The organism is Halosimplex salinum, assembly GCF_003730195.1.
GTDB classification, from domain to species: domain Archaea; phylum Halobacteriota; class Halobacteria; order Halobacteriales; family Haloarculaceae; genus Halosimplex; species Halosimplex salinum.
This window is the reverse complement of record NZ_QWGG01000013.1, coordinates 58,581-81,407: the sequence shown is the minus strand read 5'-3', so window position 1 is coordinate 81,407 and position 22,827 is coordinate 58,581. Positions and strand designations below refer to the sequence as shown.

Sequence of the window (22,827 nt, the reverse complement as noted above, 5' to 3'; positions counted from 1 at the left end):
CACGAACCGCGCATGGCCGATACGGGAGAGTTGACCGTCGAGGAGGCGACGGAGGTGTGTCTCGACGTGGTCGAGTGCGTCGAGGAGGCCGTCGTCGTCGAGCGACCGGTGCTGTTCGAGACGCTCGCGGCCGTCATAGCCCGCGGACACGTGCTCGTCGAGGACGTGCCCGGGACCGGCAAGACGGTGCTCGCGCGCGTCCTCGCCGAGTCGCTGGGCCTCGGCTTCACGCGCGTGCAGTTCACCCCCGACCTGCTCCCCGCCGACGTGACCGGGTCGAACGTCTACAACGAACACGAGCGCGAGTTCGAGTTCGCGGAGGGACCCGTCTTCACGAACGTCGTCCTCGCCGACGAGATCAACCGGGCACCGCCGAAGACCCAGGCCGCGTTGCTGGAGGCGATGGAGGAACGGCAGGTCAGCGTCGACGGGACGACCCACGACCTGCCGGAACCGTTCGTCGTGATCGCGACGCAGAACCCCGTCGAACAGGAGGGGACGTTCCGGCTCCCCGAAGCCCAGCGCGACAGGTTCAGCGTGAAGACGTCGATGGGGTACCCGGACGTCGACGGCGAGATGGGGCTGCTCGACCGCCGGGCGGAGCGGCGGTCGCTCGCACCGAGCGTCGACCCCGTCGTCGGGCCGATGACGGTGCTGTCCCTGCAGAATCTCGCCGAGGAGGTGCGCGTCGACGACAAGGTCCGACGCTACATCATCGACATCGCGCGGGAGACCCGCGAGGACGACCGGGCCGACATCGGCGTGTCGCCGCGGGGGGTCCAGCGGGTCTTCGAGGCGGTCCGGGCGGGCGCGGTCGTCGCCGGCCGCGACTACGCGACGCCGGACGACGTGAAACGGCTCGCTCGCGCGACGATGGCGCACCGACTCGTGCTCACGACCGAGGCGACCGTGGAAGGCGTCGACCCGGAAGCCATCGTCTCCGACGCGCTCTCGGCGGTCGACGTGCCCGCCGTCTCCCCAGAGGCGCCGGACCCGGGCGGGAGCGGCGGCCGGAGCGGCGTCACGACACGGGAGACCGAACTCGACCCGGACGACCCCGCGAGCTGGGGCTGACCGACCACGGACCGGGCCGACCGGACCGGCCGTGTCGGGAGCGCGTGACGGTCCCCTGACGATCGACAGCGTTTTTCCCGCCCCACGCCCGAACACTGAGCGTGACACTGCGCGGCGTCGCCGTCGACGTGAGCGAGCCGAAGACCGTCTCGACGGAGTACGGCGAGAGCGAACTCGTCGAGGTCAGCCTCCGGCCCGACCGGGGCGGGGGCGAACCGACCACCGTCACCCTCTGGGGGAAGTGGACGGAGACGGCGACGTATCTCGAGCCCGGGATGGAACTCGCCGTGACCGAGCCCGAAGAGCGGGAGTACCGCGGCGAGACGCAGTTCTCGACGACCGGCGACTCGATGGTCGTCGTCGAACCGGACTTCCTCGTCGACGTGACGGACGTGCGCTCGTGGGTGCAGTGCCCGCGGATGTACTACCTCAACAAGATCGGCGGCGTGCCCAACGCCTACCCGGTCGTCAAGGGGACCATCGTCCACGAGGTGTTCGGCGACCTCCTCCGGGGCCGCGATCTCGAGGAGTCCATCGACGAACGGGTCGAAGAGGCCGGCCTCGAACTCGGCATGCTCGGTCGGAGCGCCGACGAGGTCCGCGAGGAAGTGCGACAGAACGCCTCGGCCATCGAGGGGTGGCTCCAGCAGGGGACCCTCACCGACGAAGACGAGTGGCGCTCGGAGATGACGCTCGTCAGCGAGACGTACGGGCTGAAGGGGCGGGCCGACGCCGTCCGGCGCGGGATGCCCGTCGAACTGAAGACGGGGAAGAACACCAGGCGCGAACCGCGGTTCCACGACAAGGTGCAGGCGACCTGCTACGCGCTCATCCTCGGCGAGCGCCGGGGCGAGCCACCGGACACCGGGACCCTCCTCTACACCAAGAACGCGGCCGTCGAGCGCACCGAGGAGAGCGGCGACCTCTCCCCGGCCAAGGAGTTCTCCATCGGGTCCGGGTTCCTGAAGTTCGTCCTGCGGACGCGCAACGCGCTCGCCGCGATGGAGTACGACGCGAGCGTGCCGACCGGCTACGAGGCCGACGCGAAGTGCGAGTACTGCTTCGAGCAGGACACGTGCATGGCCGTCTCCGGCAGACTGGGCCAAGAGTCCAAGGCCGGCGTGGTCGGGTCGCCGGTCCCCGACGAGGAGCGCGAGTACTTCGACCGAGTGTACCAGTCCATCGAGCGCGAGCGCCGCGCCGTGCACCGCGAGTACGCGAAGCTCTGGGAGCAGACGCCCGAGGAACGGGCCGACGACGACCGCGCTCTCGTCGGCCTCGAACCCACGGGACAGCGCGAACTCGACGACGGCGACTGGGAGATGCGCGCACGCGGGACCGGCGCCGTCTCGAAGATCCGCGAGGGCGACCTGGTGCTCGCGAGCGACGGCGACCCGATCCGCGGCGAGGCGGAACTCGCCCGCGTCGAACGGCTCGGCGAGGAGGTCGTCGTCACCGCGGACGAACCGGTCGAACTGCGCCGCGTCGACGTCTACCCCTCGGAGATATCGACCGACCGGATGCTCACGGCGCTCCACGACGCCATCCTCACGCAGTCGCAAGCGGAGAAGGACGTGCTGTTCGGCCGCCGAGAGCCCGAGTTCGAAGCCGTCGAGGAGACGTTCGTCCCGAACAACGACGCCCAGAACGAGGCCGTGACGCTGTCGGTCGGCTGTGAGGACTGCGCGCTGATCCACGGCCCGCCGGGCACCGGGAAGACGTATACATTGGCACACGTCGTGCAAGCGCTCGTCGAGCGCGGCGAGCGCGTCCTGCTCTCGGCGTTCACCAACCGCGCGGTCGACAACGCGCTCGAGGCGCTGGTCGACCAGGGCTTCGAGGAGTTCGTCCGCGTCGGCACCGAGAGCGGCGTCCGCGAGGACATGCGACCGTATCGGCTCGAACGCGCCGGCGACCCGGACGAGCGAGTCGCGGAACTGCGTGACGCACAGGTCGTCGCGGCCACCACGGCCACCTGCGGCTCGCGCATCATGCGCGAACAGGACTTCGACGTGGCAGTGGTCGACGAGGCGGGGCAGCTGACCGAGCCCGGGACGCTCGCGGCGACGAACCTCGCCGAGCGGTTCGTCCTCGTCGGCGACCACCAGCAACTCCCGCCGGTCGTCCAGGCCGACGAGCCGGAGCCCGACACGGGCGGCGGTCCCGACGACACGCCGGAACCGGGGGCGGCGCTCTCGCGGTCGCTGTTCCAGCGACTCATCGAGCGCTATCCCGACGCGTCGGTGATGCTCGACCGCCAGTACCGCATGGCCCAGCACATCCAGGCGTTCGCCTCCCGCGAGTTCTACGACGGCCAGCTCAGACCCGCAACGGGCGAGGTGGCCGGGCAGCACCTCCGACAGCTCCCGGACGTCGACGTGGACGTCCTGCCGGACCACCTCCGCGACAGGGTCTCGTTCGTCGACCCGGACGGCCACGCCGACGGGAACACGAATCCGACGGAGGCGGCCACGGTCGCCGAGACCGTGCAGGCCTACCGCGACGCGGGCGTCGACGCCGCCGACATCGGCGTCATCGCCCCGTTCAGGGCACAGGTCGCCGAGATCGGCAAGCACGTCCCCGAGGGCGTGACCGTCGACACCGTCGACCGATTCCAGGGCTCCAGCAAGGAGGTCATCGTCATCTCCTTCGTCGCGACCGGGTCGCTCGACAGCCCCATCTTCGAGGACTACCGCCGCGTCAACGTCGCCCTGACGCGGGCGAAGAAGGCCCTCGTCCTCGTCGGCGACGCCGAGGCGCTGGCCACCGACGACACCTACGGCCGCATGGTCGAATGGGCCCGCTGAGGCGAATCGCCCGACGCGACGGTAGCGGCCGTCGTCCGCGTCGTTCCACTTTCACCCCGTGGCTATCACTTTTCACTAGTGAGTCGTCGCTCCACTTTCACCGTGTGGCGGAGATTTATATCTAGTTGTGGACCGTTTCACTTTCACTCCGTGGCGAGCGTTTATGACTAGGTTCGTCGGGCTTCGCCTCGTAGTGGTGTGCGAAAATATAAGCCGATGCAGCGGTGGTGCTACGATATGATCCGGCTGGTCGAGGCGAGCGAGGTGTTCCGGGAGGTCGTCCCGGCCGAGCTGGTCCCGGTGTTCTGGGTGATAACCGCGCTCGGGAGCGCGAAGTTCCTGATGATCGGGTTGTCGCTGGCCTACTGGAACGACCACCGACGGCGGCGCGAGTTGCTCGCGGTCATCAGCGTGGCGTTCGTCGCGGTAGCGGTGACGCTCGCCCTGAAGTACTGGTTCGACCTGCCGCGGCCGCCGGCCGCCGTCCAGCGCTACCCGGTCGAGCCCAGTCCCGTCGGGTTCCCGAGCGGGCACGCCATCGCGGCGACGACCGTCTACGGCGGCGCGTTGATCGCGTTCGACCGGGTCCGCGACGCCAGAGCCGTCGTCGGCGTGGGCGCGCTGGTCGCGGCCATCGGCCTCTCGCGGGTCGTCCTCGGCGTTCACTACCTCGGGGACATCCTCGCGGGGTACGCCGTCGGACTCGTGATGCTGGGCGTGCTCGCCGTCGCACTGGAACGGGGGCCGGCGGTCGTCTTCGGACTCGCGGTGGTCCTCTCGGTCCCCGCGGTGCTCGTGACGACCGACACGGGGGACGCCGCGCTCGCGCTGGGCGGGAGTCTGGGCGGCTTCGCCGCGGCGCTCTGGCATTCGAGTTCGGACCGGTTCCGGTCGCGAGTGGAGCGGACCATCGTCAACGTCGCCGGCGTCGCGTTCGTCGGCGTCGCGCTGATAGCCGCCGAAGCGGTCGAGACCGTGCTGCTCGCCGCCGCCGTGGTGAACGTCGCGCTCGCGTTCGGGATCATCGCGCTCCCGTCGCTGGTCGGCCGAGTCCCCGAGTTCGACAGCGTGAGCGCGTCCGACTGACCGTCCGTCCCCTCGTCGACAGCCGTCGAACGCCGGCGACCGGTAGGCTCTCGGGCCGGCGCGCCCAATCCCGTTCCATGTCAGTCGACCTCCCGCTGGGCGACGGGACCGTCTCCGTCTCGCTCCCGGAGTGCGAGGTGACCGTCTGTCGACCGCCGGGCGGCGAGCCAGTCGACGTGCGCGCCGCGGCCAAAGCGGCCGTCGCCGACCCGCACGGCCCGCGACTCGCCCGCCGCGTCGACCCCGACGACACCGTCGGAATCGTCGTCACCGACGTGACCCGCGCGACGCCCGACGACGTGTTGCTCGACGTGCTGCTCGACGAACTGCGGTCGGCAGGCGTCGTCCGCGAACAGGTGACCGTGATCCTCGGCCTCGGCCTCCACCGGCCGATGAGCGACGACGAGATAGAGCGCGCGCTCGGCGAACACGCGGATCTGGCCGTGAATCACGATCCCGACGCGACCGTCGAGGTCGGGACGGTCGAGGGAACGCCGATCGAGATCAACGAGACGCTCGCGAAGGTGGACACCGTCCTCGCGACGGGGATGGTCGAGCCTCACCAGTACGCCGGCTTCTCCGGGGGCGCGAAGACGGTCGTTATCGGCGCGGGCGGCGAGTCGCAGATCGGCTACTCCCACGGCCCGGCGCTGCTGGGCCGGGAGGGCGTCCGCCTCGGGCGGGTCGACGACAACCCGTTCCGCGAGTTCCTCGACGAGGCGGGCGACCTCGTCGGCGTCGAGTACTCGCTCAACGTCACCCACGGGCCCAGCGGCATCCTCGGCGCGGCGGCGGGCGACCCCCGGGCGGTGGTTCGCGACCTCGCCGACACCGCCCGGGACGCCCTCGCGACACCGGTCGAAGACGGCTACGACGCGGTCGTCGCGGGCGTCGGCGCGCCGAAGGACGCCAACCTCTACCAGACGACGCGGGCGGCGACCTACGTCGCGCTCGGCGCGCACAACCCGCTCCGGGACGGCGGTCGAATCGTGATTCCGGCGGCGCTCCCGGAGGGTGCCGGTGACGGAACCGGCGAGCAGCGCTTCTACGAGTGGCTCTCGACGGCCGAGAGCGCCGACGCGCTCTACGAGGCGATGCGCGAGGGGTACGACCCCGGCGCCCAGCGGGCGTTCGTCGTCGCCCGCGTCCTCCGCGACCACGACGTGTTCGTCACGAACAGCGAGCACCCCGAGGTGGTCGAGGAGTGTCTGATGCACGCCCGAGAATCGGTCGCGGAGGCCGTCGAACCGGGGAGCGAGGTGCTCGTCGTCCCCGACGCGCTCGACACGTTACTGGTCTGAGCGGGGCGGGGTGAGGTCGAATTTTGAACGGAGTTCGAACGGACCTCGAACGCGGTTCGAACGGAGTTTGCCGGCCCTCGGAGGGGAGTTCGAAAATCGCTTAACAGGGCTCCGGGCGCCGCCTCGGACGTCACCATGACAGACGACAGAGACCGACGCGCCTTTCTCCGCGGGACCGCCGCCAGCATCGCCGTCGCAGCCGTCGCTGGCTGTCTGAACGACGGCGGAGACGGCGGGGGCGAAGAGACCGACGAGATGGACGACGCGGGCATGAACGACGGGACGACCGAGACGGACGCGATGAGCGGCGATACGGACGACGGTATGTCCGAGACCGATTCGATGGCCGACGGGATGGACGAAACCGACGACATGGGCGGTGACGGCATGGACGAGACGGACGGCGGGATGGACGACGGAACGGGAGAGGAGACGGACTCGATGGACGACGGCATGGACGAGACCGACGACGGGATGACGTCCGTGCACACCTTCGAGGTGACGGTCACCAACGTCTCCGAGCCCGGGACGCTCACCACCTCGGAGGGCGACGACCTGGCGGTGCCGCTCTCGCCGACGGCCTACGCCGTCCACACGGACGACGTGACGGCGTTCGCTGCGGGAGGGGGCGCCAGCGACGGCCTCGAATCACTCGCCGAGGACGGGTCGCCCGACGCGTTCGCGTCCGAGGTCGAGATGGCGGACGGCGTGGACACCGCCGGTGCCGTCGCGACGCCGGACGGTGGGAGCGAGGCCGCCCCGCTGACGCCCGGCGAGAGCTACTCGTTCGAAGTCGAGGCCGGACACGACCACAGTCTGACGCTCGCCACGATGTTCGTCCAGTCCAACGACCTGTTCTACGCGCCCGAACCCAGCGGCGTCTCGCTGTACGAGGACGGCGAGCCCGTCGACGGCGACGTGACCGACGAACTCGTCCTCTGGGACGCCGGCACCGAGGAGAACCAGGAGCCCGGCGTCGGCGCGGACCAGGCCCCCAGACAGGACGGCCCCGACACCGGCCCGGAGGAGATGGCGACGATCCGCCGCATCAACGACGTCGACGACATGCACTCCTACCCCGACACCGCCGACGTGATCGAGGTCACCGTCACCTCGATGTGAGACGGACGCGGTCGGCGCGGCCCCTCGCCCGCCCAGTGCTAGTCGGACTCGCTGCCGACCCCGGACGATCCCTCTATCTCGGCGACGACGCGCTCGTGGAAGCGCTGGAGTACCTCGCTCTCGTCCTCCGCGAGCACCACGTCCGACGCCATCAGCGTCGCGAGACCGAACGCGCGCGGCGACGGCGAGTCGACGCGGTAGTGTTCGACCGCGACGGCGCCGTCCCGTATCGCACCGAGCACGTCCTCGATGGCGTCGACGTTGAGTTTGTCTTCGAGTATCTCGCGGTACGTCTCCTCGATGACGGCGAACCCATCCAGGTCCTCCGCGAAGCCGAGCAGCATCTCGGAGTTGACCTGCTGCTCGCTCGCGGACTTCTCGTAGCCCTTGTAGCGTTTGAGGATCATCAGCGCCCGCGTCGCGTTGATCCGGAAGTACCGCTGGAGCAGGTCCGTGCCGTCGAGGCTCGCCCGCAGGTCCGGGCGCACGTCCGCCGGCCCGAGGTCGTCGACGATGCCCGTCACGTCCACTTTCCGGTTCAGCGGCATCGAGAGGGAGAAGCCGTTGTCGGCGACGGCGACCTGCACGTTCGCGTTGGCCGCCTGCGCGATCCGGTAGGCCAGTAGGCGGGAGAAGCCGTCGTTGAACCGCCGCCCGTAGTTCGAGTGGACGTAGTAGCGCCGTTCGTACTCCTCGCGGTCGAGTTCCTCCTCGACGACGAGTCGCTCGTCGGTGCTGACGCTCTCGAAGCCCGAATACTTCACCTGCTCCTCGAACATCCGCGCCACGGCCCTGACGCTGTTCTCGTCGAGCGGGTACTCCCGGAGCCAGTGGCGGACAGCGCCGGCGCCGCCGCGGTCGAGTCTGTCGAGGAGCTCCCGCTGGAAGGTCAGGATCTCCCGACCCAGGTCGTAGGACAGCGGCAGGCGCTCGGAGAACCACGACGGGACGGTCGGGCGCGAGTTCGTCGGATCGACGTACACCTTCGACCCGCGCCGGTAGCGGTACTCGAAGCGGTCGCCGCCGAGCACGAACACGTCACCCGATTCGAGGGTGTCGAGGTACGACTCGTCCAGTTGGCCGGCCCAGTCGTCGCCCGTGCGGGTGTACACGTCGCAGGTGAACGAGTCGGGGATCGTCCCGATGTTGGTCATGTAGATGACGCGCGCGAGCCGGCCGCGCTTGCCCATCAGGTGCTCGCCGACGGGGTACTCCTCGTAGTGGTGCTCGCCGTCGGGGGCGTCGTTCGTGTCGCGCCACACCTTCGCGTACACGTTCTTGTCCTCCATCCCGTCGTAGTCGGCGGTGAGATACCGCATCAGTGACTCCCACTCCTCGTCGGCGTAGTTCCGATACGGGTAGGCGCGTTCGAGGATCCCGCGTATCTCGGCCTCCGGTCGGATCTCGGCGATGGCCATCCCGTAGACGTGCTGGGCGGCCACGTCCTGCGCGTTCTCCGGGACGAACACGCGGTCGACGAACCCCTCCTGGGCCTTCTTGAGCATCACCGCGCACTCGACGAGTTCGTCGCGGTCGAGCGCGACGACCCGACCGGTGACAGTCTCGCCGAGCTGGTGGCCCGCGCGGCCCACTCGCTGGAGCAGCGCGGCGACGGACTTGGGCGAGCCGACCTGCACCACCAGGTCGATGTGGGGCATGTCGATGCCCAGTTCCAGGCTCGTCGAGGTGGTCACCACGTCGAGGTCGCCAGATTTGAGCTGTCGCTCGATCGCCTGGCGACGGTCCTTCGAGAGACTGCCGTGGTGACAGCCGGAGTTGCCCTCGTCGTACTCCTCGTTTCGCTCCCGGAGATTGTGGAGGACGCGTTCGGCGCCCGACCGGGTGTTCGTGAAGACGAGTGTGTTCGTGTGGTCCTGTATCAGGTCGTGCAGGTCGCGATAGAAGCGGTCGTTAACCACGTCCGGCGGCGTGTTCACGAGGTCGTCGGTCGGACACGTGAGCTCCATGTCGAACTCGCGGGCGAAGCGGGCGTCGACTATCTCGTAGTCGCGGGGGGCGCCGCCCGGCGCTTCCTGGCCCACCAGGAACTCGGCCATCGCGTCGAGCGGTTCGACCGTCGCCGAACAGCCGATCCGGGTCGGTGACCCGTGAGCCAGCGACTCCAGTCGCTCCAGCGACACCGAGAGGTGCGTCCCGCGCTTGTTCTCGGCGAGGCTGTGGATCTCGTCGACGACGACGTACTCCACCGTGCGGAGCTTCTCGCGGAACTTCGGCGAGTTGAGGAGGATAGCCAGCGTCTCCGGCGTGGTGTTGAGGATGTGGGGCGTCTCTTTCAGCATCTTCTGCCGGTCGGCGTCGCTCGTGTCACCGTGGCGGATGGCGTGACGGATCGACACGTCCTCGCCCCGTTCGTCCAGTTTCTCCGTGATGCCGTCCAGCGGCACCTCCAGGTTGCGGTGGATGTCGTTGGCGAGCGACTTCAGTGGGGAGACGTACAGGCAGTAGACGGAGTTCTCCAGCCCGTCGGCGCGGTCGCGGCGGAAGAGTTCGTTGATGATGGACGTAAAGCTCGCCAGCGTCTTCCCAGAGCCAGTCGGCGCCGCGATCAGCGCGTTCTCGCCCTCGTGGATGAGCGGGACGGCCTCCTTCTGCGGCGGCGTGAAGAAGCCGCCGTTCTCGGAGACGAACGCGCCGAACTCCTCGACCCACCACTCGCGGACCGGTGGCTCTAACAGGTAGAGCACGTCACCGTCGTCGATATCGACCGCGGCGGAATCGACCCCCACGTCTGCCGCGTCGAGCAACTCGCGTCCTCCCATTCGGTCTTGCCGTTCGGTTAGGGCCGCGCCGTCAAGTGGGTTTGGACCGTGGGGTGAAAGTGGTCGGCCGGGTCACGGGTCGCCTACCGGGTCGGGCGTCGCCGGACGACCCTCAGCCGGTCAGGCGATCGCGGTACCGCCAGCCGACGGCGACGACGGCGATCAGCGCGACGACCGCACCGAGGACGAACGCGTCCCCGTCGTAGCCGTACGGGACTGCGAGATCGGTCGTCCGGTCGAGGATCAGGAGGGCGACGGCGATCGCGGCGCCCGCGGCGCCGAATACGCGACCGAGCGGGGAATCGGTTGCACGCCCTGGCATACGACACGGTTCGACCCGTTGTCAGAAAACGGTTGCGAGAGGGCGCAGTTCACCGCTCGAACGCGTTGTCGTTCAGAACCAGCAGGACGCCGAGCACGACGACGGAGCCCAGCGCGACCGTCGGGAACAGCAGACCGACGACTTCGGAGAGCCGGGATCGATGCGAGATCCCACGTGTTCACGTCCGCCGCTCGGCGGCAAATATCTTGTCGCGCGGACAGGTCCAAGTGGCTGGCGACCCAACCGAACGCGTGCTCTCGAACTCGACGCGAGTCCTCTGTCCGCTGGTAACGCCCTTCGACGACGGCGCCGTGGACCACGACGCCCTCGCCACCGTCGTCGTACACCTCGCCGAACGCGGCGTGGACGGCTTCGTCCCCTGTGGAACCACCGGCGAATTCGCCAGTCTGACACAGGACGAACGCCGGGCGGTGGTCGAGACCACGGTCGACGCCGCACCGGCGGACGCGCCCGTCGTGGCCGGCGCCGCGGGCACCGCCGTCGAGACCGTGCGCGACCGGATCGCCGACGTGGCCGACGCCGGCGCCGACGCCGCGCTGACCGTCTCGCCGTACTACGTCGCCCCGTCCGACCCGTCGAGCAACCAGGCGTTCTTCGAGCGCGTCGTCGCGGACAGTCCGATCCCGATCTACCTCTACAACATCCCCTCGGTCGTCGACGAGGAGATCGCCCCGGAGACGGTCGAAGCGCTCGCCGACCGCGACGCCGTCGTCGGACTCAAGGACACCAGCGGCGACATGACCCACGTGACCGAAGTTCTCGACCGCGTCCCCGACGAGTTCGAGATGTTGCAAGGCTTCGACGGACAGCTCGTCCCCGGTCTCTACATGGGCATGGACGCCGGCGTCAACTCGCTGTCGCACGTGATCCCCGGTGCGCTGAACGACGCGGTCGAGGCAGTCCGAGAGGGCGACCACGACCGCGCTCGCGACAGCCAGCGCCACAGCATCGACCCGCTGTTCCGCTGTGGCTCGAACTACGGGTTCGCCGGGACGACGAAAGTGATGCTCGCCCATCTGGGGCTGCTCGACGACCCCGAACTCCGTCCGCCGCTCGAACTCCCCGACCCCGACGAGCGCGAGGAGATCCGGTCGACGCTGGACGAGGTCCGTGACGGCGGGAAGTAGGGGACTCCTGTCGCCAGCGGCGAAGAAGCCTTTTCCTCCGGGGATCGAAGGAGGTGATATGCGCGTCACATTCCTCGGCACCGGGAGCGCGATGCCGACCGGCGAGCGGTTCCAGACCGGTATCCTGCTGGAGTCGGCCGACGAAGACCTCCTCGTCGACTGCGGCAGCGGCGTCCTCCACGGCCTCCAGCGGACGAACGTCGGCTACGAGGGGCTCGACGCCGTCCTCCTGACCCACCACCACCTCGACCACGTCTCGGACCTGATGCCGCTCCTGAAGGCTCGCTGGCTCTCGGGCGCGATCGAACTGACCATCGCCGGCCCGGAGGGAACGGAGGAGCTAGTCACGGACCTGCTGGCGGTGCACGACTACATGCAGGACCGCGTAGACCTCTCCTTCAGGGAGGTCGGCGCGGAGTCGTTCTCGCTCGCGGGCTTCGACGTCTCTGCGCTCGAGGTCCGACACTCGATGTACTGTCTGGCCTACCGCTTCGCGGAGTCGGGGGTCGACGGGACCGACGGCGACGCGCCCTCGTTCGTGTTCAGCGGCGACACCGAGGCGTTCCCCGAACTGGTCGAGTTCGCCGACGGCGCCGCCGTCCTGGCTCACGACTGCTCCTTCCCGGACTCCGTCGACGTCGACAACCACCCGACGCCCGGCGAACTGGGACGCGTGCTCGCGGCCGCCGACGGCGAGGTCGGCCGAGTGTACCTGACCCACCTCTACCCCCACACGGACGGCGAACACGAGGGGATGCTGGAGTCGATCGGCGACCGGTACGACGGGGACGTTCGGTTCGCGTCGGACGGACTCTCCCTCGATATCGAGTGATTCGGTCACGAGGGTCCCGGATCCGGTCTACCCTGTGAGCGTTTCACAGAGGATCCAGTTTTACCGCGCCGATTCCGCGAATCCGGGTAGTATCGACCGGGCGACCGCAGGCCACTGTCGGAACCCGCAGAACTAGCTGGTGGCCGGTCAGGTACTTAAGCCGGGCAGACCAGGATCGTACATGGTCGATGATCCACAATCCGCCGTGACCGACACGGGCCGGATCGAGGCCGAGACGCTGGACCGCCTCTCCGAGGCGCGGATCCGGGCGCTCGCGGACCCGCGTGCTCGTGTGGTCCTCCGGCACCTCTCGGAAGACTCGACCGCTCCGCTGTCGCGACTCGCGGACGTCGTGGCTGGCTCCGAGGCGGCAGCGACGGGGTCGGTCGTCGGGCCGAGCGAGCGCGATTCGAACCGGGCCGTACTCCACCACAAGACGCTCCCGCTACTCGCCGCCTGTGGACTCGTCGACTACGACCCCGACGACTGCACCGTCACGGATACCACGATTTCACCTGCCGTCTCCGCACTGCTGGAACAGGTGGACTGAGACACGAGCCCAGAGATGGAGACGCTCTCCGACTTCGTCGACAGCGTCGAGGCCCGCCGGAAGACGCTCGAAGTCCACACCGACGACGCCGCCGTCGCCACGGCCCTCGAATCGCAGTTCTCGACGCGGAACGTCGACGTCACACGGCGACAGTTCTCTGACCGGGAGGGCGACGATTTCGTCGTCGTCCGGGACGCCGAGGGCACGTTTCTGGGCGCGCTCGGTACCGACCAGCTCGAACAGATACTCTCGCCCGAGACCCACCCGCCCCAGGTACTGGCCGACTCCGAGGTCGACCTCGGCGAGATCCTGGACGTGCTCGACAGGACCGTGTTCACGTCGTTCGAGCGACGCCAGCTGGTCGCGATCGTCCGCGAGTTCGAGGAGCGCGCCTGGCGAGTCGGAACCGGAACCGTGTACGTCGGCTTCCAGCGCGCCGAAGCACTCGCCGCACAGACGCCGCTCTACAACCGACTGGCCCGGGAGACCGACCTGTCGATCACGGTGTTTCTCGACGACGCTGCCGACCCCGACCGCGACACCGCCGACCTCGACCTCGACGACTCGATAGGAGTCGTCTCGCCGGAGAGCGCCGAAATCGGTCAGTACTGGTTTTTCGTCTTCGACGGCGGGGCCGACGGGGAGCTGTACAAATGCGCCCTCCTCGCCGCGGAGCGAACCCCCGGCTCGTATCACGGGTTCTGGACCGACGGCCCCGGTCTCGTCGACGACCTCTACACGTACCTCCGGACGCGCTACGTCGCGTGAGCGGCGGCAGGGGTTCGGACAGTCAGACGTGTATCACGGTACCGACGACGCGCTCGTGGGCTGTCCGTTCGGCGACGACTCTCCGATGGTCGACGCTCCGATGGCAGACGCTCCGATGGCCGACCCTCCGGTCGCCGACTCACATCCGGTCGGAGAAGTCCCAGGTGTAGGCCCGCTCGACGTCGATACCGATCCGGACCTCGTCGCGGTCGGGCGAGAGGAGCGCTTTCGCCAGCCCGGAGTCGGTGTCGTCGAGGTAGCGCTCGACGAGGGCGCGCAGGACCGCCTTCTCCTCGTCGGGTTCGACGGTGGCGGTGCCCGACCCGCGGACGCCGCGATAGGGCACGTCGTTGGTCGATATCTCGAAGGCGATCTCGGGGTCGTCTCGGAGGTAGTCGACGACTTTCGCGCTCGCGCTGGTGGCACACTCCAGTCGGCCGTCGCGGTAGCGGTACCACAGCGAGAGCATCCAGAGACCGCCCCCCGGCGTGTGCGTCGCGAGCCTGACGGGGATGGTCTGTTCGTCGAGGAACTGTTCCGTCCGCTCGCGCGCCCAGTCGCCGGTGACGTGGTCCATGGGTCCTCTATCGGATCGTGGGTCGCCCGCGGCATAAACGTCGGTTCCAGCGAGTCAGACCCGTTCGAGCGTAACGTGGAAGTCCGCGCCGCCGGCGTCGCTCTCGCCGACTGCGACGCTCCCGCCGTAGGACTCCGTGAGCGCGCGGACGAACCCGAGTCCGAAGCCGGTGCCGTCGCTGTCGTCGCCCTTGGCGCCCATCTCGAAGATCTCCTCCCGGAAGTCGGGCGCGACGCCGGAGCCGTCGTCTGCTATCCCGACGACGAGGCGGTCGGGCGAGGCGGTGTCGGCGTACAGACGGACGGTCACCTCGCCGTCGTTGTGGACCGCGGCGTTCGTGAGGACGTTCGTGAACACGGAGTCGAGGAGGTCGCCGGCGTAGACGCGATGGTCGAACTCGGCGGCGTCGAACTCGACGGAGAGGGCCTCGTACTGGTCGGTCGCGTCCGCGACGGTGCGTTCGAGGAGGGGCGACAGCTCCCGCGGTTCCGGTTCGCGCTGCCGTTCGAGCGTCGAGACGAGGTCGCCGACTCGTTCGACGAGGTCGGCGGAGTTGCGCGAGGCGCGCTGTATCTTGGCGACGTACTCGCTGGCTTCCTCGTCCTCGATCTCCTGTTCGACGGCGTCTGCGAACCCGGCGATGACCTGCAGGTCGTTGCCGATGTCGTGGCGCAGGAGGCGGTCGTACATCTCGATCAGCTCCTTGCGCGTCTCCAGGTCCTGTCGAGCGCGTTCGAGTCGCTCGCGCGAGCGGATGTTGCTGATCGCCGTCGCGGCGTGGGTCGCGAGGATCTCCATCGGCTTGACGACCTCGTCTCCGAACTCTGCGGCCGAACTCGACCGGACGACGATCACGCAGACCGTCTCGTCGACGATGCCCTCCGGGACGGCCAGCGTCGCCGTCGTCTCCGAGTCGGCGTCGATCCCCGCGTCGTCGCCGGTCACGGTGACGGACTCGCCCGTCTCGTGTGCGCGCCGTGCCGCGTCGCTCGGCGTCGCACCCGCGGAGAGTTCCGGGTTCGTGCTGCCGACGACGTAGAGGTCCGACTCGCGGACCTCGATCACGGTCACGTCCGTCAGTTCGAACAGGATCGTGATCGCTTCCAGCGTGAGCGACACCACCTCGTCGACCGTCTCACACTGGTTCAACGCCTGTCCGTACTTGTTGAGGTCCGCGACCTGCCGCGCGAAGTCCTGGCGTTGTTCGAATCCCATGAGCGCGTGTAGTTACCAATCGTTCATGAAGAACCACGTAAACCCTTTCGCCGCCGTTATCAACCCTGAGAGGTGCGACGTGGTCGATCGGCCGCGACCGGGTCGCCCTCCTCAATCGATGCGATACCGGAGCAACGCGGCGATGCCGCCGAGGTTGCGCAACTGCTGGCCGGGGTCGAACTCGCCGGAGAACACCGTCACCTCGCCGCCTTTCTGTTCGGTCGTCTCGATGATGTCGTCGACGTCGATCTCCCACTCGCCCTCGTCGCCGCGCTCTTCGCGCAGTCGCTCGTCGAGGACCATCAGCGTCTCGATCGCGCCGTATTCGGCGGCCTCGGCGACCTGGTCGGGACCGTACGCGACTTCCGACCCCTTCGCGATGCGCTCGGTCAACTCGTCGACGAGGTCCGCCTCGGCCGAGATGCGGGTCTGGGTCTGCACCTCGTCGACGGCGCCGCGTTTGAGCACCTCGTGGACGCCGCGGTCGCCGACGCCGGCCGTGTCGACCGTCGTGATCAGGTCGGCCAGTTCCGGTTCGTTCTCCTCGATGTAGTCGAGCGCCTGCTGTTTCGTGAAGCCCGGTCCCGCCAGGATGACGGCGTCGACCTCCATCCGGGCGAGCACCTCGGCGAGTTCCTCGAACAGATCCTCGCGCGAACTCCCGCCGCCGCTTCTCCCCATCGAACCGGTGAGCGTGGACTGCTCCTTGCCGCTCGACCCCGTGAGACTCGCCCGTTCCTCCGTGCCGTACTGGGCGACGGTGTGGACGTGGGCCTCGCCCTCCTCGACGGTGGCGATGGCGACGTCGGGGTTCTCCGTGGCCTCGACGGCTTCCTCGAGTCGGTCCTCCTGGTCCGGTTTCCACACCTTCTCGACCTCGAGTTCCTCGAAGGACTCGACGTTGATCGTGTGGTGGAAGTCGAGCTGGTCCTCGCGGGAGCAGTCGACGATGGTGCCGCCGACCCTGAGGCGGTTGGCGAACTTCGCGAACTCCACGTCCTCGACCTCGATCTCGACCCACATGTGCTCGCGCTCGCCGCCGGTGTCGCGCATGTCGTCGTCGTTGCGCTGGATCCGCCGCGTCGTGTCCCCCGACACCAGGTCACCGGGCTCGATGATGTAGGTGAGGTGCCACATGTCGTCCAGACTCTCTGGGACGAGCGTCACCCGCTCCCGGCCCTCTGTCGTCCGGTGGCGGTCGTTGATCTGCATACTCGGGTCTCGCCCTCCGGGGGCAAGTGTGCTGTTATTCCTCGTCGCCCGTTCGCGGCCTCCCGCTTCGAGTCCGGCGAGCGACCGAGCTGCCGAACGACGCTGTGTGAGCGGCTGAAACCCGGAATTCACCGGTTCCCTCGGTACCGGCGAAAACCCACTTCAGTGTGCAGGACTTCCGTTCAGCCACGGTGACTGGCTCCCGATCCACAACGGACAGCGCGTCGTTTCGGCATCGACCGAGCGACGCCCCACGACAGCCCTCGAACTACCTCGACACGCTGTACGGCGAGTGCGAACTCTGCGATTCGATCGGACCGCTCCGCGACGAGTACGACATAGAGGTGTGTGACGACTGCGACGGGCGATATCTCCCCTGAGCGACCGTCGGCGGTGGGTCGAGCGGCCGCCGGCCGCTCGACTGTGTCGACTGTGTCGACTGTCGCGCCCCTGTTTCCGGGAGGTTGATACGCCCGCCGCTCGCCCGTTCGAGTATGACCGAGATCATCGACGGCAACGCGGTGGCCGAGGACGTACGGAACGAAGTCAGCGACGCGGTGGACGACCTCGAGACCGAGGGCGTCACGCCGACGCTGGCGACGGTGCTGATGAGCGACGACCCGGCCAGCGAGACGTACGTCTCGATGAAACAGAACGACTGCGAGGAGGTCGGCATCGACACAGTCGACGTCGAACTGGACTCCGACGCGCCCGCCGAGGAGCTCTACGACACTATCGACGAGTTGAACGCGGACGACGACGTGAACGGCATCCTCGTGCAGATGCCAGTCCCGGACCAGGTCGACGACCGCCGGGTGCTGCGGAGCATCGACCCCGAGAAGGACGTGGACGGGCTCCACCCGGAGAACATCGGCCGCCTCGTCGCCGGCGACGCCCGGTACAAGCCCTGTACCCCCCACGGCATCCAGCGCCTGCTCGCCGCCACCGACGTCGAGACCGAGGGCAAGGACGCGGTCGTCGTCGGCCGCTCGCGCCTCGTCGGCAAGCCGATGGCAAACCTCCTGATCCAGAAGGCCGACGGCGGCAACGCGACGACGACGGTGTGTCACTCCCGGACCGAGAACCTCGCCGAGAAGACCCGGAGCGCTGACATCCTCGTCGCGGCCGCCGGCGTCCCCGAGATGATCGACGCCTCGATGGTCGGCGAGGGGGCGGTCGTCGTCGACGTGGGCATCAACCAGGTCGACGCGGACAACGAGAAGGGCTACGAACTGGTCGGCGACGTGGACTTCGACAGCGTCGAGGCGAAGGCGTCGGCCATCACGCCCGTCCCCGGCGGCGTCGGGCCGATGACCCGCGCGATGTTGCTGTACAACACCGTCAACGCCGCCGCGCTGCAGTCCGGCGTCGAGAGCGCGCTGTCGGAGTAGTCGAGACCGGCCGGCGCGGAGCCGTTCTACAGAGCGACCTCGAAGTCGTCGAGTCGGCGCTGGGCCTCGGCCAGGGCGGTCTCGTCGTCGTCGATCAGCGCGCGACCGATGGCGCGGGCGACGTAGACGAGTTCCCCGGCGGTCCGCGCGGAGACGTCGCCGTCGAGCGCTTCGATGCGCTTCTGGTGATCGCGGAGCGTCGCGAGGAGCGAGCGGGCGGTCTCGTCGGGGTTGTCGTCGAGGTAGCGGCGCACGTCCGCGCGGTAGGCGTCGACGGCCTCCGCGTACGCGAGCCCGCGGGCAGACCGCAGCGACTCGGGCACGTCGTCGGCCTGGGGGCGCTCGCCCCGGTCGGCGCCGCGCAGGAGTTCGAGGACGTAGTACTCCTCGTCGTCGCTGACTCGCATCGAGCGCGCGACCTCCTCGCCCGCGTACCGGAGTTCGATGGCTGCGAGATAGGTGTCGTCGAGCACCTGGAGGGCGCCCCCGCTGACGAACCCGCTCTTGCGGACGAACTCCCGACAGCGCTCGGCGGCCGCCTCGGCCACGTCCGCGACGGGTTCGTCGTCGACCAGCGCGCGTATCTCAGTCAGGTCGAGGTTCGCGGGGTTCGCCGTGTGTTCGGTCGGGTCGTCGAGTCCGACGCTCCGCAGACTCCCGCAGTCCGGACAGACCACGCTCCCCGTCTCGTAGTACGACCAGCGGGTTCCACACGCCTGGCACTCGCGCTCGCCGCGGATCTTCATATCTCCGAGTTACACCCGAGCGACTAAAATGCGCCCGGTCGGCCCCTCACTGAACGGCTCACGGGAGCCCCTCGACTGGCGGCCGGTCGCCGCCACCGTGGTCGAGAGACGCCGATTTCGCACCTGGGTCGGTACTTTTAAGTTATTCCCGGCAAGAGATACAGGCGACGCTTCGCTTGGAGGGCCGAAGCGTCAGCGGGGACCAATTCAGGGCGGCAAGCGTTCGCGTGGGATTTTCACCCACGCGTTCGCTTTCCATTCCTTTCGTGACCGACCGACGAGCGACGCCGTTCTCCGTTCGATCAGAGTAGTCCATGCTTACCACCGTGAGAGACGTCGCTGCCCGTCGAACACAGCACTGGAGGAGCGGTGGCGGCGTTACTGGATCGAGAGCGAGCCGTCGTCGGCGTTCTCGTCCCACTCGAGTTCGAGTTCGAGCCCGAGCTCGCCGTCGCCGTCGGCCGGGCCTTCGCGCTCGACTTTGACCTCGAACTCCACGTCGTTCGGGACTTCGACGGTGAAGGAGTCGGACCCGGACTCGAGCGTGAGCGAGTCTCCGGTCTCCAGTCGCTCGGCGATGGTCCTGAGGTACGCCGCGACGTCGGTGCGGGGCAACTGACGCTCGTCCTCGAAGAGCACTTTTTCGGGCATACCGGGTGTAGGGCCCCTGGGAGGATAAGTGTCGCCGATCAGCGTCGAGTCGCCGGCGTGTCCCCGCGAGAGAACGTTTCGAGTGTGATACCTGAAAATCAACGAATACGACAGCTACCGATTTCACATCAGTCGAATTACCTATTAGTTACGGAGTAACAGCCGAGTAACCCCGATATTGTGGGCCCCAGAGAGATCATCAGTCGATATATTTATGCATATCCGACAGTAACTTTCAGGTGGATATTACCGATGTACGACCTGACAGGATTCCAGCGTGACCTGCTGTACGTCATCGCGGGAAAGGAGGAACCACACGGACTCGCTATCAAGGAAGAACTCGAGGAGTACTACGAGAAGGAGATCCACCACGGTCGGCTCTACCCCAACCTCGACACGCTCGTCGACAAGGGGCTCGTCGAGAAGGGGCAACGCGACCGTCGGACCAACTTCTACAGTCTCACCCGTCGCGGGCGCCGCGAGATCGAGGCGCGTCGCGAGTGGGAAGAACAGTACGTCGACCTCTAGGCCGGTCCGGAGTCGTCGGACGGCGTTCCGTCGGCGTCCTCGCCCGCCGCGTCTGCCGGCCGGGTGTCGGTGCTGGTTGCCCCGCCTTCGGTCACGCTGTCCTCACTTTCTCCGGGCACCTCGCCCGGTTCGCTCCGCGTCGTCGACTCGACAGTCTCCGACTCGTCGCTCGCTGACGGACGGTCCCCGTCCGGTCCGTCGGTGGTCTCGGCGTCCTCACCGAGCAGTTCCGGGACGACGACTTTCGCGAAGTGGGTGACGAAGACGAGGATGATGGGCCCGAGGAACAGACCGTACCAGCCGAACAGCAGCGGACCGAGGATGTACGCGAACATGACGCTCCCGGTGTGGAGCGAGCCCCCGGTCACGTAGGGGCGGACCATGAGGTCGGGGATCGCGTCGACGATGACGAACGAGATCACGGCGAAGGCGACGACGAATCCCCAGCCGGTCCCCTCCGAGAACGCCGTCGCGGCGAGGTAGAACGTCACCGGGACGTACACGAGTTTCATGCCGACGACCGGGATCAGGCTCGCGATACCCGTGAGAAGCCCGACGAGTGCGGCGTAGGGGATCGCCACCTCTGGGGGTGCGAAGACGTTCAGGACGCTGTAGGTGATCGCGCCGACCGTCGCGGTGACGATCGCGTTGAGGATGTTGCCGGCGAAGATCAGTTCGAGGCTGTCGTCGACCTCGCGGCCGAACTCCTCGAACACGCTCCCCCCGTCGTCGTAGTTCGAGACCCAGGCGGCGAGTTTGTGGTCGTCGCGCAGCAGGTAGAACGCGACCGCGAACATGATGAACAGGTGGAGCAGTCCGGTGGCGATGAACCCGAGATAGCTCGTTCCACGGGTCAGCGCCGACTGGACGAGGCTCACGCCGCCAGCGCCCTCGAAGACGCCGCGGGGGTTCTCGACGGCCTCGGAGACGTTCAGGTACGGCCCCGCGATCTCGATGTACTCGTTCAGGTCCGTCGTGCCGGCGAACTCCTGGAGTTCCTGGATGCCGATGGCCGTCGCGTACAGCAGGAGCAGGACGGCCGGGAGCGCGAGCGCGAACAGCGCGAGCGCCGCCGAGACGGACCGCTGGCCGACCCGGTCGCGGATGTGTCCGTGGACCCGGCGCGTCGAGTAGTAGATGAACAGCGCGAACACGAACGTCCCGACGAACGAGTGGAACACCCACAGCAGGGCGAGCCCGAGCACCGCCCCGAGCGACGCCCAGCCGATTCGGCCCCAGTTCGGATCGAACTCGAACTCCACCATCGTCCCGCCTATGTGTCGGCGGCCGTATAAAATGGCCAGTCGAATCACGGGATAGCGGGAGACTGTTTTTACGTCTGAAGCGGTAATCTCGAAGAGTGTCGAGCGTCGCGCAGTTCGCGTCGATCCCGCTGGACACCGAGGTGCTTCAGATAACGCTCGCGGGCGTTCTGGGGCTGTTCCTCGGACTGGAACGCGAGTGGTCACACAAGTCCGCGGGCGTGCGGACGTTCTCGCTCATCAGCATCCTCGGCGCGGCGTTCACCGTGCTCGGGTCGGCCCCCCTCGTCGTCCTCGGCGGCGTGCTCGTCATCGTGCAGGGCGCCCTGCTGGCCGTCAGAGGGCTCCTCGCCGAGGAGGAAGAGGAGGAGGGGCTGTCGCTGACCACCTCGATGTCGATGCTGATGGCCTACGGGGTCGGGACGCTCGTCGCCTCCGGGCTCGTGCTGGAAGCGGTGACCGTCACCGTCTTCTCCGCGCTCTTGCTCGTCCTCAAGCGCGAACTCCACTCGTTCGCCTGGGGGATGACCCGCACCGAACTCCGGTCGGCAGCCGAGTTCGCCATCCTCGCGTTCGTCATCTACCCGCTCCTCCCCGCCGGGAGTTTCGACGTCGGCGCCGGGAACCTGGTCGTCGCGGTGGAACCGCGCGTCATCTGGCTGATGGTCGTCACCGTCGCGGGGATCGGTATCGTCAACTACGCCATCGTCCAGACCTACGGGAGCCGCGGCATCGCCGTCACGGGATTCTTCGGTGGACTGGCGTCCTCGACGGCGGTCGTCGGCGCCATGCTGGACCACGTCAAGCAGCGTCCGGCCGTGAGCTCCTACGCCGTCGCCGCCATCCTCCTCGCCGACGCCGCGATGGCCGCACGCAACCTCGTCATCGCCCTCCTGTTCACGTTCGAGACCGGACTCCTGCTGGGTGCGGTCGTCCCGCTGGGCGCAGTGATCCTCGGGAGCGTCGCGATCGCCGCGTACACGGCCGACTGGACCGAGAACCTCGACATGGACCTGGAGAGCCCGTTCTCCATGCGGAACGTCCTCGGCTTCGGCGGTCTCTTCCTGATCGTGGTCGTCGCCGGCGGGCTCGCCGCCGCGCAGTTCGGCCGCCTCGGGTTCTACGTCACCGCCGCGCTCACGGGACTGGTGTCCAGTGCCGGCGCGACCACGTCGGCGGTGATCCTCTATCGCGGCGGCGGGCTCTCGGGAGAGGCGGCCGTCCTCGCCATCCTGCTCGCGACGGCGTCGAGCATCGTCGTCAAGGCCGGTCTGACGTTCGCCGGCCCGGACCGCGAGTTCGCGGTCAAGACGGCGACGGTCAGCACCGTCCTGCTCGTCGCCGCCGGCGTGGTGACCGCGGTCGTGACGATGTAGCGTCGACAGAGCCGCCGCTACCCACCGGTGACCGCCGGCAGACGGTCACATGACTTAACTGGCGACTGGCCCTCACTAT

General features: G+C 68.2%; 20 protein-coding genes. 12 read left to right on the top strand and 8 right to left on the bottom strand.

Annotated features, from left to right (window positions below; all coding sequences use genetic code 11):
• Positions 1-12: 12 nt before the first annotated feature.
• The 5 genes from D1409_RS22240 to D1409_RS22220 all read left to right on the top strand — a co-directional run bounded on the left by D1409_RS22240 (position 13) and on the right by D1409_RS22220 (position 7,390).
• On the top strand, positions 13-1,074 hold the full coding sequence (locus D1409_RS22240; RefSeq protein ID WP_235853687.1) for an AAA family ATPase: 1,062 nt from the start codon (positions 13-15) through the stop codon (positions 1,072-1,074).
• A gap of 101 nt (positions 1,075-1,175) precedes the next feature.
• A complete protein-coding gene (locus tag D1409_RS22235; RefSeq protein ID WP_123539163.1) occupies positions 1,176-3,881 on the top strand; it encodes an AAA domain-containing protein in 2,706 nt (901 codons plus the stop codon).
• Positions 3,882-4,118: 237 nt separating this feature from the next.
• The gene (locus D1409_RS22230) at positions 4,119-4,967 is read left to right on the top strand and encodes a phosphatase PAP2 family protein (RefSeq protein ID WP_164471852.1); all 849 of its coding nucleotides are present in this window, start codon (positions 4,119-4,121) and stop codon (positions 4,965-4,967) included.
• A gap of 77 nt (positions 4,968-5,044) precedes the next feature.
• Positions 5,045-6,268: a lactate racemase domain-containing protein gene (locus tag D1409_RS22225; RefSeq protein ID WP_123539161.1), complete on the top strand. Its 1,224-nt coding sequence runs from the start codon at positions 5,045-5,047 to the stop codon at positions 6,266-6,268.
• 135 nt (positions 6,269-6,403) lie between these two features.
• Entirely contained in the window at positions 6,404-7,390 is a 987-nt protein-coding gene (locus D1409_RS22220; RefSeq protein WP_123539160.1) for a spondin domain-containing protein, read from the top strand.
• Between the two features lie 38 nt (positions 7,391-7,428).
• On the opposite strand, the gene D1409_RS22215 is transcribed toward D1409_RS22220, so the two are convergent.
• Positions 7,429-10,170, bottom strand: coding sequence for an ATP-dependent helicase (locus D1409_RS22215; RefSeq protein WP_123539159.1), 2,742 nt, complete (start codon positions 10,168-10,170; stop codon positions 7,429-7,431).
• 112 nt (positions 10,171-10,282) lie between these two features.
• Positions 10,283-10,492, bottom strand: coding sequence for a hypothetical protein (locus D1409_RS22210; RefSeq protein WP_123539158.1), 210 nt, complete (start codon positions 10,490-10,492; stop codon positions 10,283-10,285).
• A gap of 227 nt (positions 10,493-10,719) precedes the next feature.
• Here D1409_RS22210 and D1409_RS22205 point away from each other — a divergent pair, with 227 nt between their 5' ends.
• The 4 genes from D1409_RS22205 to D1409_RS22190 all read left to right on the top strand — a co-directional run bounded on the left by D1409_RS22205 (position 10,720) and on the right by D1409_RS22190 (position 13,790).
• Positions 10,720-11,640 (top strand): dihydrodipicolinate synthase family protein, encoded by a 921-nt coding sequence (locus D1409_RS22205; RefSeq protein ID WP_235853685.1) that lies wholly within the window; start codon positions 10,720-10,722, stop codon positions 11,638-11,640.
• A 58-nt stretch (positions 11,641-11,698) separates the two neighbouring features.
• Complete coding sequence (locus D1409_RS22200) at positions 11,699-12,472, top strand: MBL fold metallo-hydrolase (protein ID WP_123539157.1); 774 nt, start codon at positions 11,699-11,701, stop codon at positions 12,470-12,472.
• Positions 12,473-12,653: 181 nt separating this feature from the next.
• Positions 12,654-13,022, top strand: a complete 369-nt coding sequence (locus tag D1409_RS22195; protein WP_164471851.1) for a DUF7344 domain-containing protein — start codon at positions 12,654-12,656, stop codon at positions 13,020-13,022.
• Positions 13,023-13,037: 15 nt separating this feature from the next.
• Positions 13,038-13,790, top strand: a complete 753-nt coding sequence (locus D1409_RS22190) for a DICT sensory domain-containing protein (protein WP_123539155.1) — start codon at positions 13,038-13,040, stop codon at positions 13,788-13,790.
• 139 nt (positions 13,791-13,929) lie between these two features.
• Here the strand turns inward: D1409_RS22190 and D1409_RS22185 are convergent, their stop codons facing one another.
• The 3 genes from D1409_RS22185 to D1409_RS22175 all read right to left on the bottom strand — a co-directional run bounded on the left by D1409_RS22185 (position 13,930) and on the right by D1409_RS22175 (position 16,794).
• Positions 13,930-14,367 carry a pyridoxamine 5'-phosphate oxidase family protein gene (locus D1409_RS22185; protein ID WP_123539154.1) on the bottom strand — a complete coding sequence of 146 codons (438 nt, stop codon included), beginning with the start codon at positions 14,365-14,367 and terminating at the stop codon, positions 13,930-13,932.
• Positions 14,368-14,421: 54 nt separating this feature from the next.
• Positions 14,422-15,582, bottom strand: a complete 1,161-nt coding sequence (locus D1409_RS22180) for a sensor histidine kinase (protein WP_123539153.1) — start codon at positions 15,580-15,582, stop codon at positions 14,422-14,424.
• A 111-nt stretch (positions 15,583-15,693) separates the two neighbouring features.
• Positions 15,694-16,794, bottom strand: a complete 1,101-nt coding sequence (locus D1409_RS22175; protein WP_123539152.1) for an mRNA surveillance protein pelota — start codon at positions 16,792-16,794, stop codon at positions 15,694-15,696.
• A 494-nt stretch (positions 16,795-17,288) separates the two neighbouring features.
• Between D1409_RS22175 and folD the strand changes: the two genes are divergently transcribed.
• Positions 17,289-18,185 carry a bifunctional methylenetetrahydrofolate dehydrogenase/methenyltetrahydrofolate cyclohydrolase FolD gene (gene folD, locus D1409_RS22165; protein WP_123539150.1) on the top strand — a complete coding sequence of 299 codons (897 nt, stop codon included), beginning with the start codon at positions 17,289-17,291 and terminating at the stop codon, positions 18,183-18,185.
• A gap of 26 nt (positions 18,186-18,211) precedes the next feature.
• Here folD and D1409_RS22160 read toward each other — a convergent pair whose 3' ends face one another.
• Together D1409_RS22160 and D1409_RS22155 are read right to left on the bottom strand one after the other, a co-directional pair.
• The gene (locus D1409_RS22160) at positions 18,212-18,931 is read right to left on the bottom strand and encodes a DUF7117 family protein (RefSeq protein WP_123539149.1); all 720 of its coding nucleotides are present in this window, start codon (positions 18,929-18,931) and stop codon (positions 18,212-18,214) included.
• A gap of 378 nt (positions 18,932-19,309) precedes the next feature.
• Entirely contained in the window at positions 19,310-19,582 is a 273-nt protein-coding gene (locus tag D1409_RS22155; RefSeq protein ID WP_123539148.1) for an amphi-Trp domain-containing protein, read from the bottom strand.
• A 252-nt stretch (positions 19,583-19,834) separates the two neighbouring features.
• Between D1409_RS22155 and D1409_RS22150 the strand changes: the two genes are divergently transcribed.
• Complete coding sequence (locus tag D1409_RS22150; protein WP_123539147.1) at positions 19,835-20,110, top strand: PadR family transcriptional regulator; 276 nt, start codon at positions 19,835-19,837, stop codon at positions 20,108-20,110.
• Here D1409_RS22150 and D1409_RS22145 read toward each other — a convergent pair.
• The gene (locus D1409_RS22145; RefSeq protein WP_235853684.1) at positions 20,107-21,375 is read right to left on the bottom strand and encodes an AI-2E family transporter; all 1,269 of its coding nucleotides are present in this window, start codon (positions 21,373-21,375) and stop codon (positions 20,107-20,109) included. The two genes, D1409_RS22150 and D1409_RS22145, sit on opposite strands and share 4 nt — an antisense overlap.
• 95 nt (positions 21,376-21,470) lie before the next feature.
• On the opposite strand from D1409_RS22145, the gene D1409_RS22140 reads away from it, so the two are divergent.
• A complete protein-coding gene (locus D1409_RS22140; RefSeq protein ID WP_123539146.1) occupies positions 21,471-22,748 on the top strand; it encodes an MgtC/SapB family protein in 1,278 nt (425 codons plus the stop codon).
• Positions 22,749-22,827: the final 79 nt, after the last annotated feature.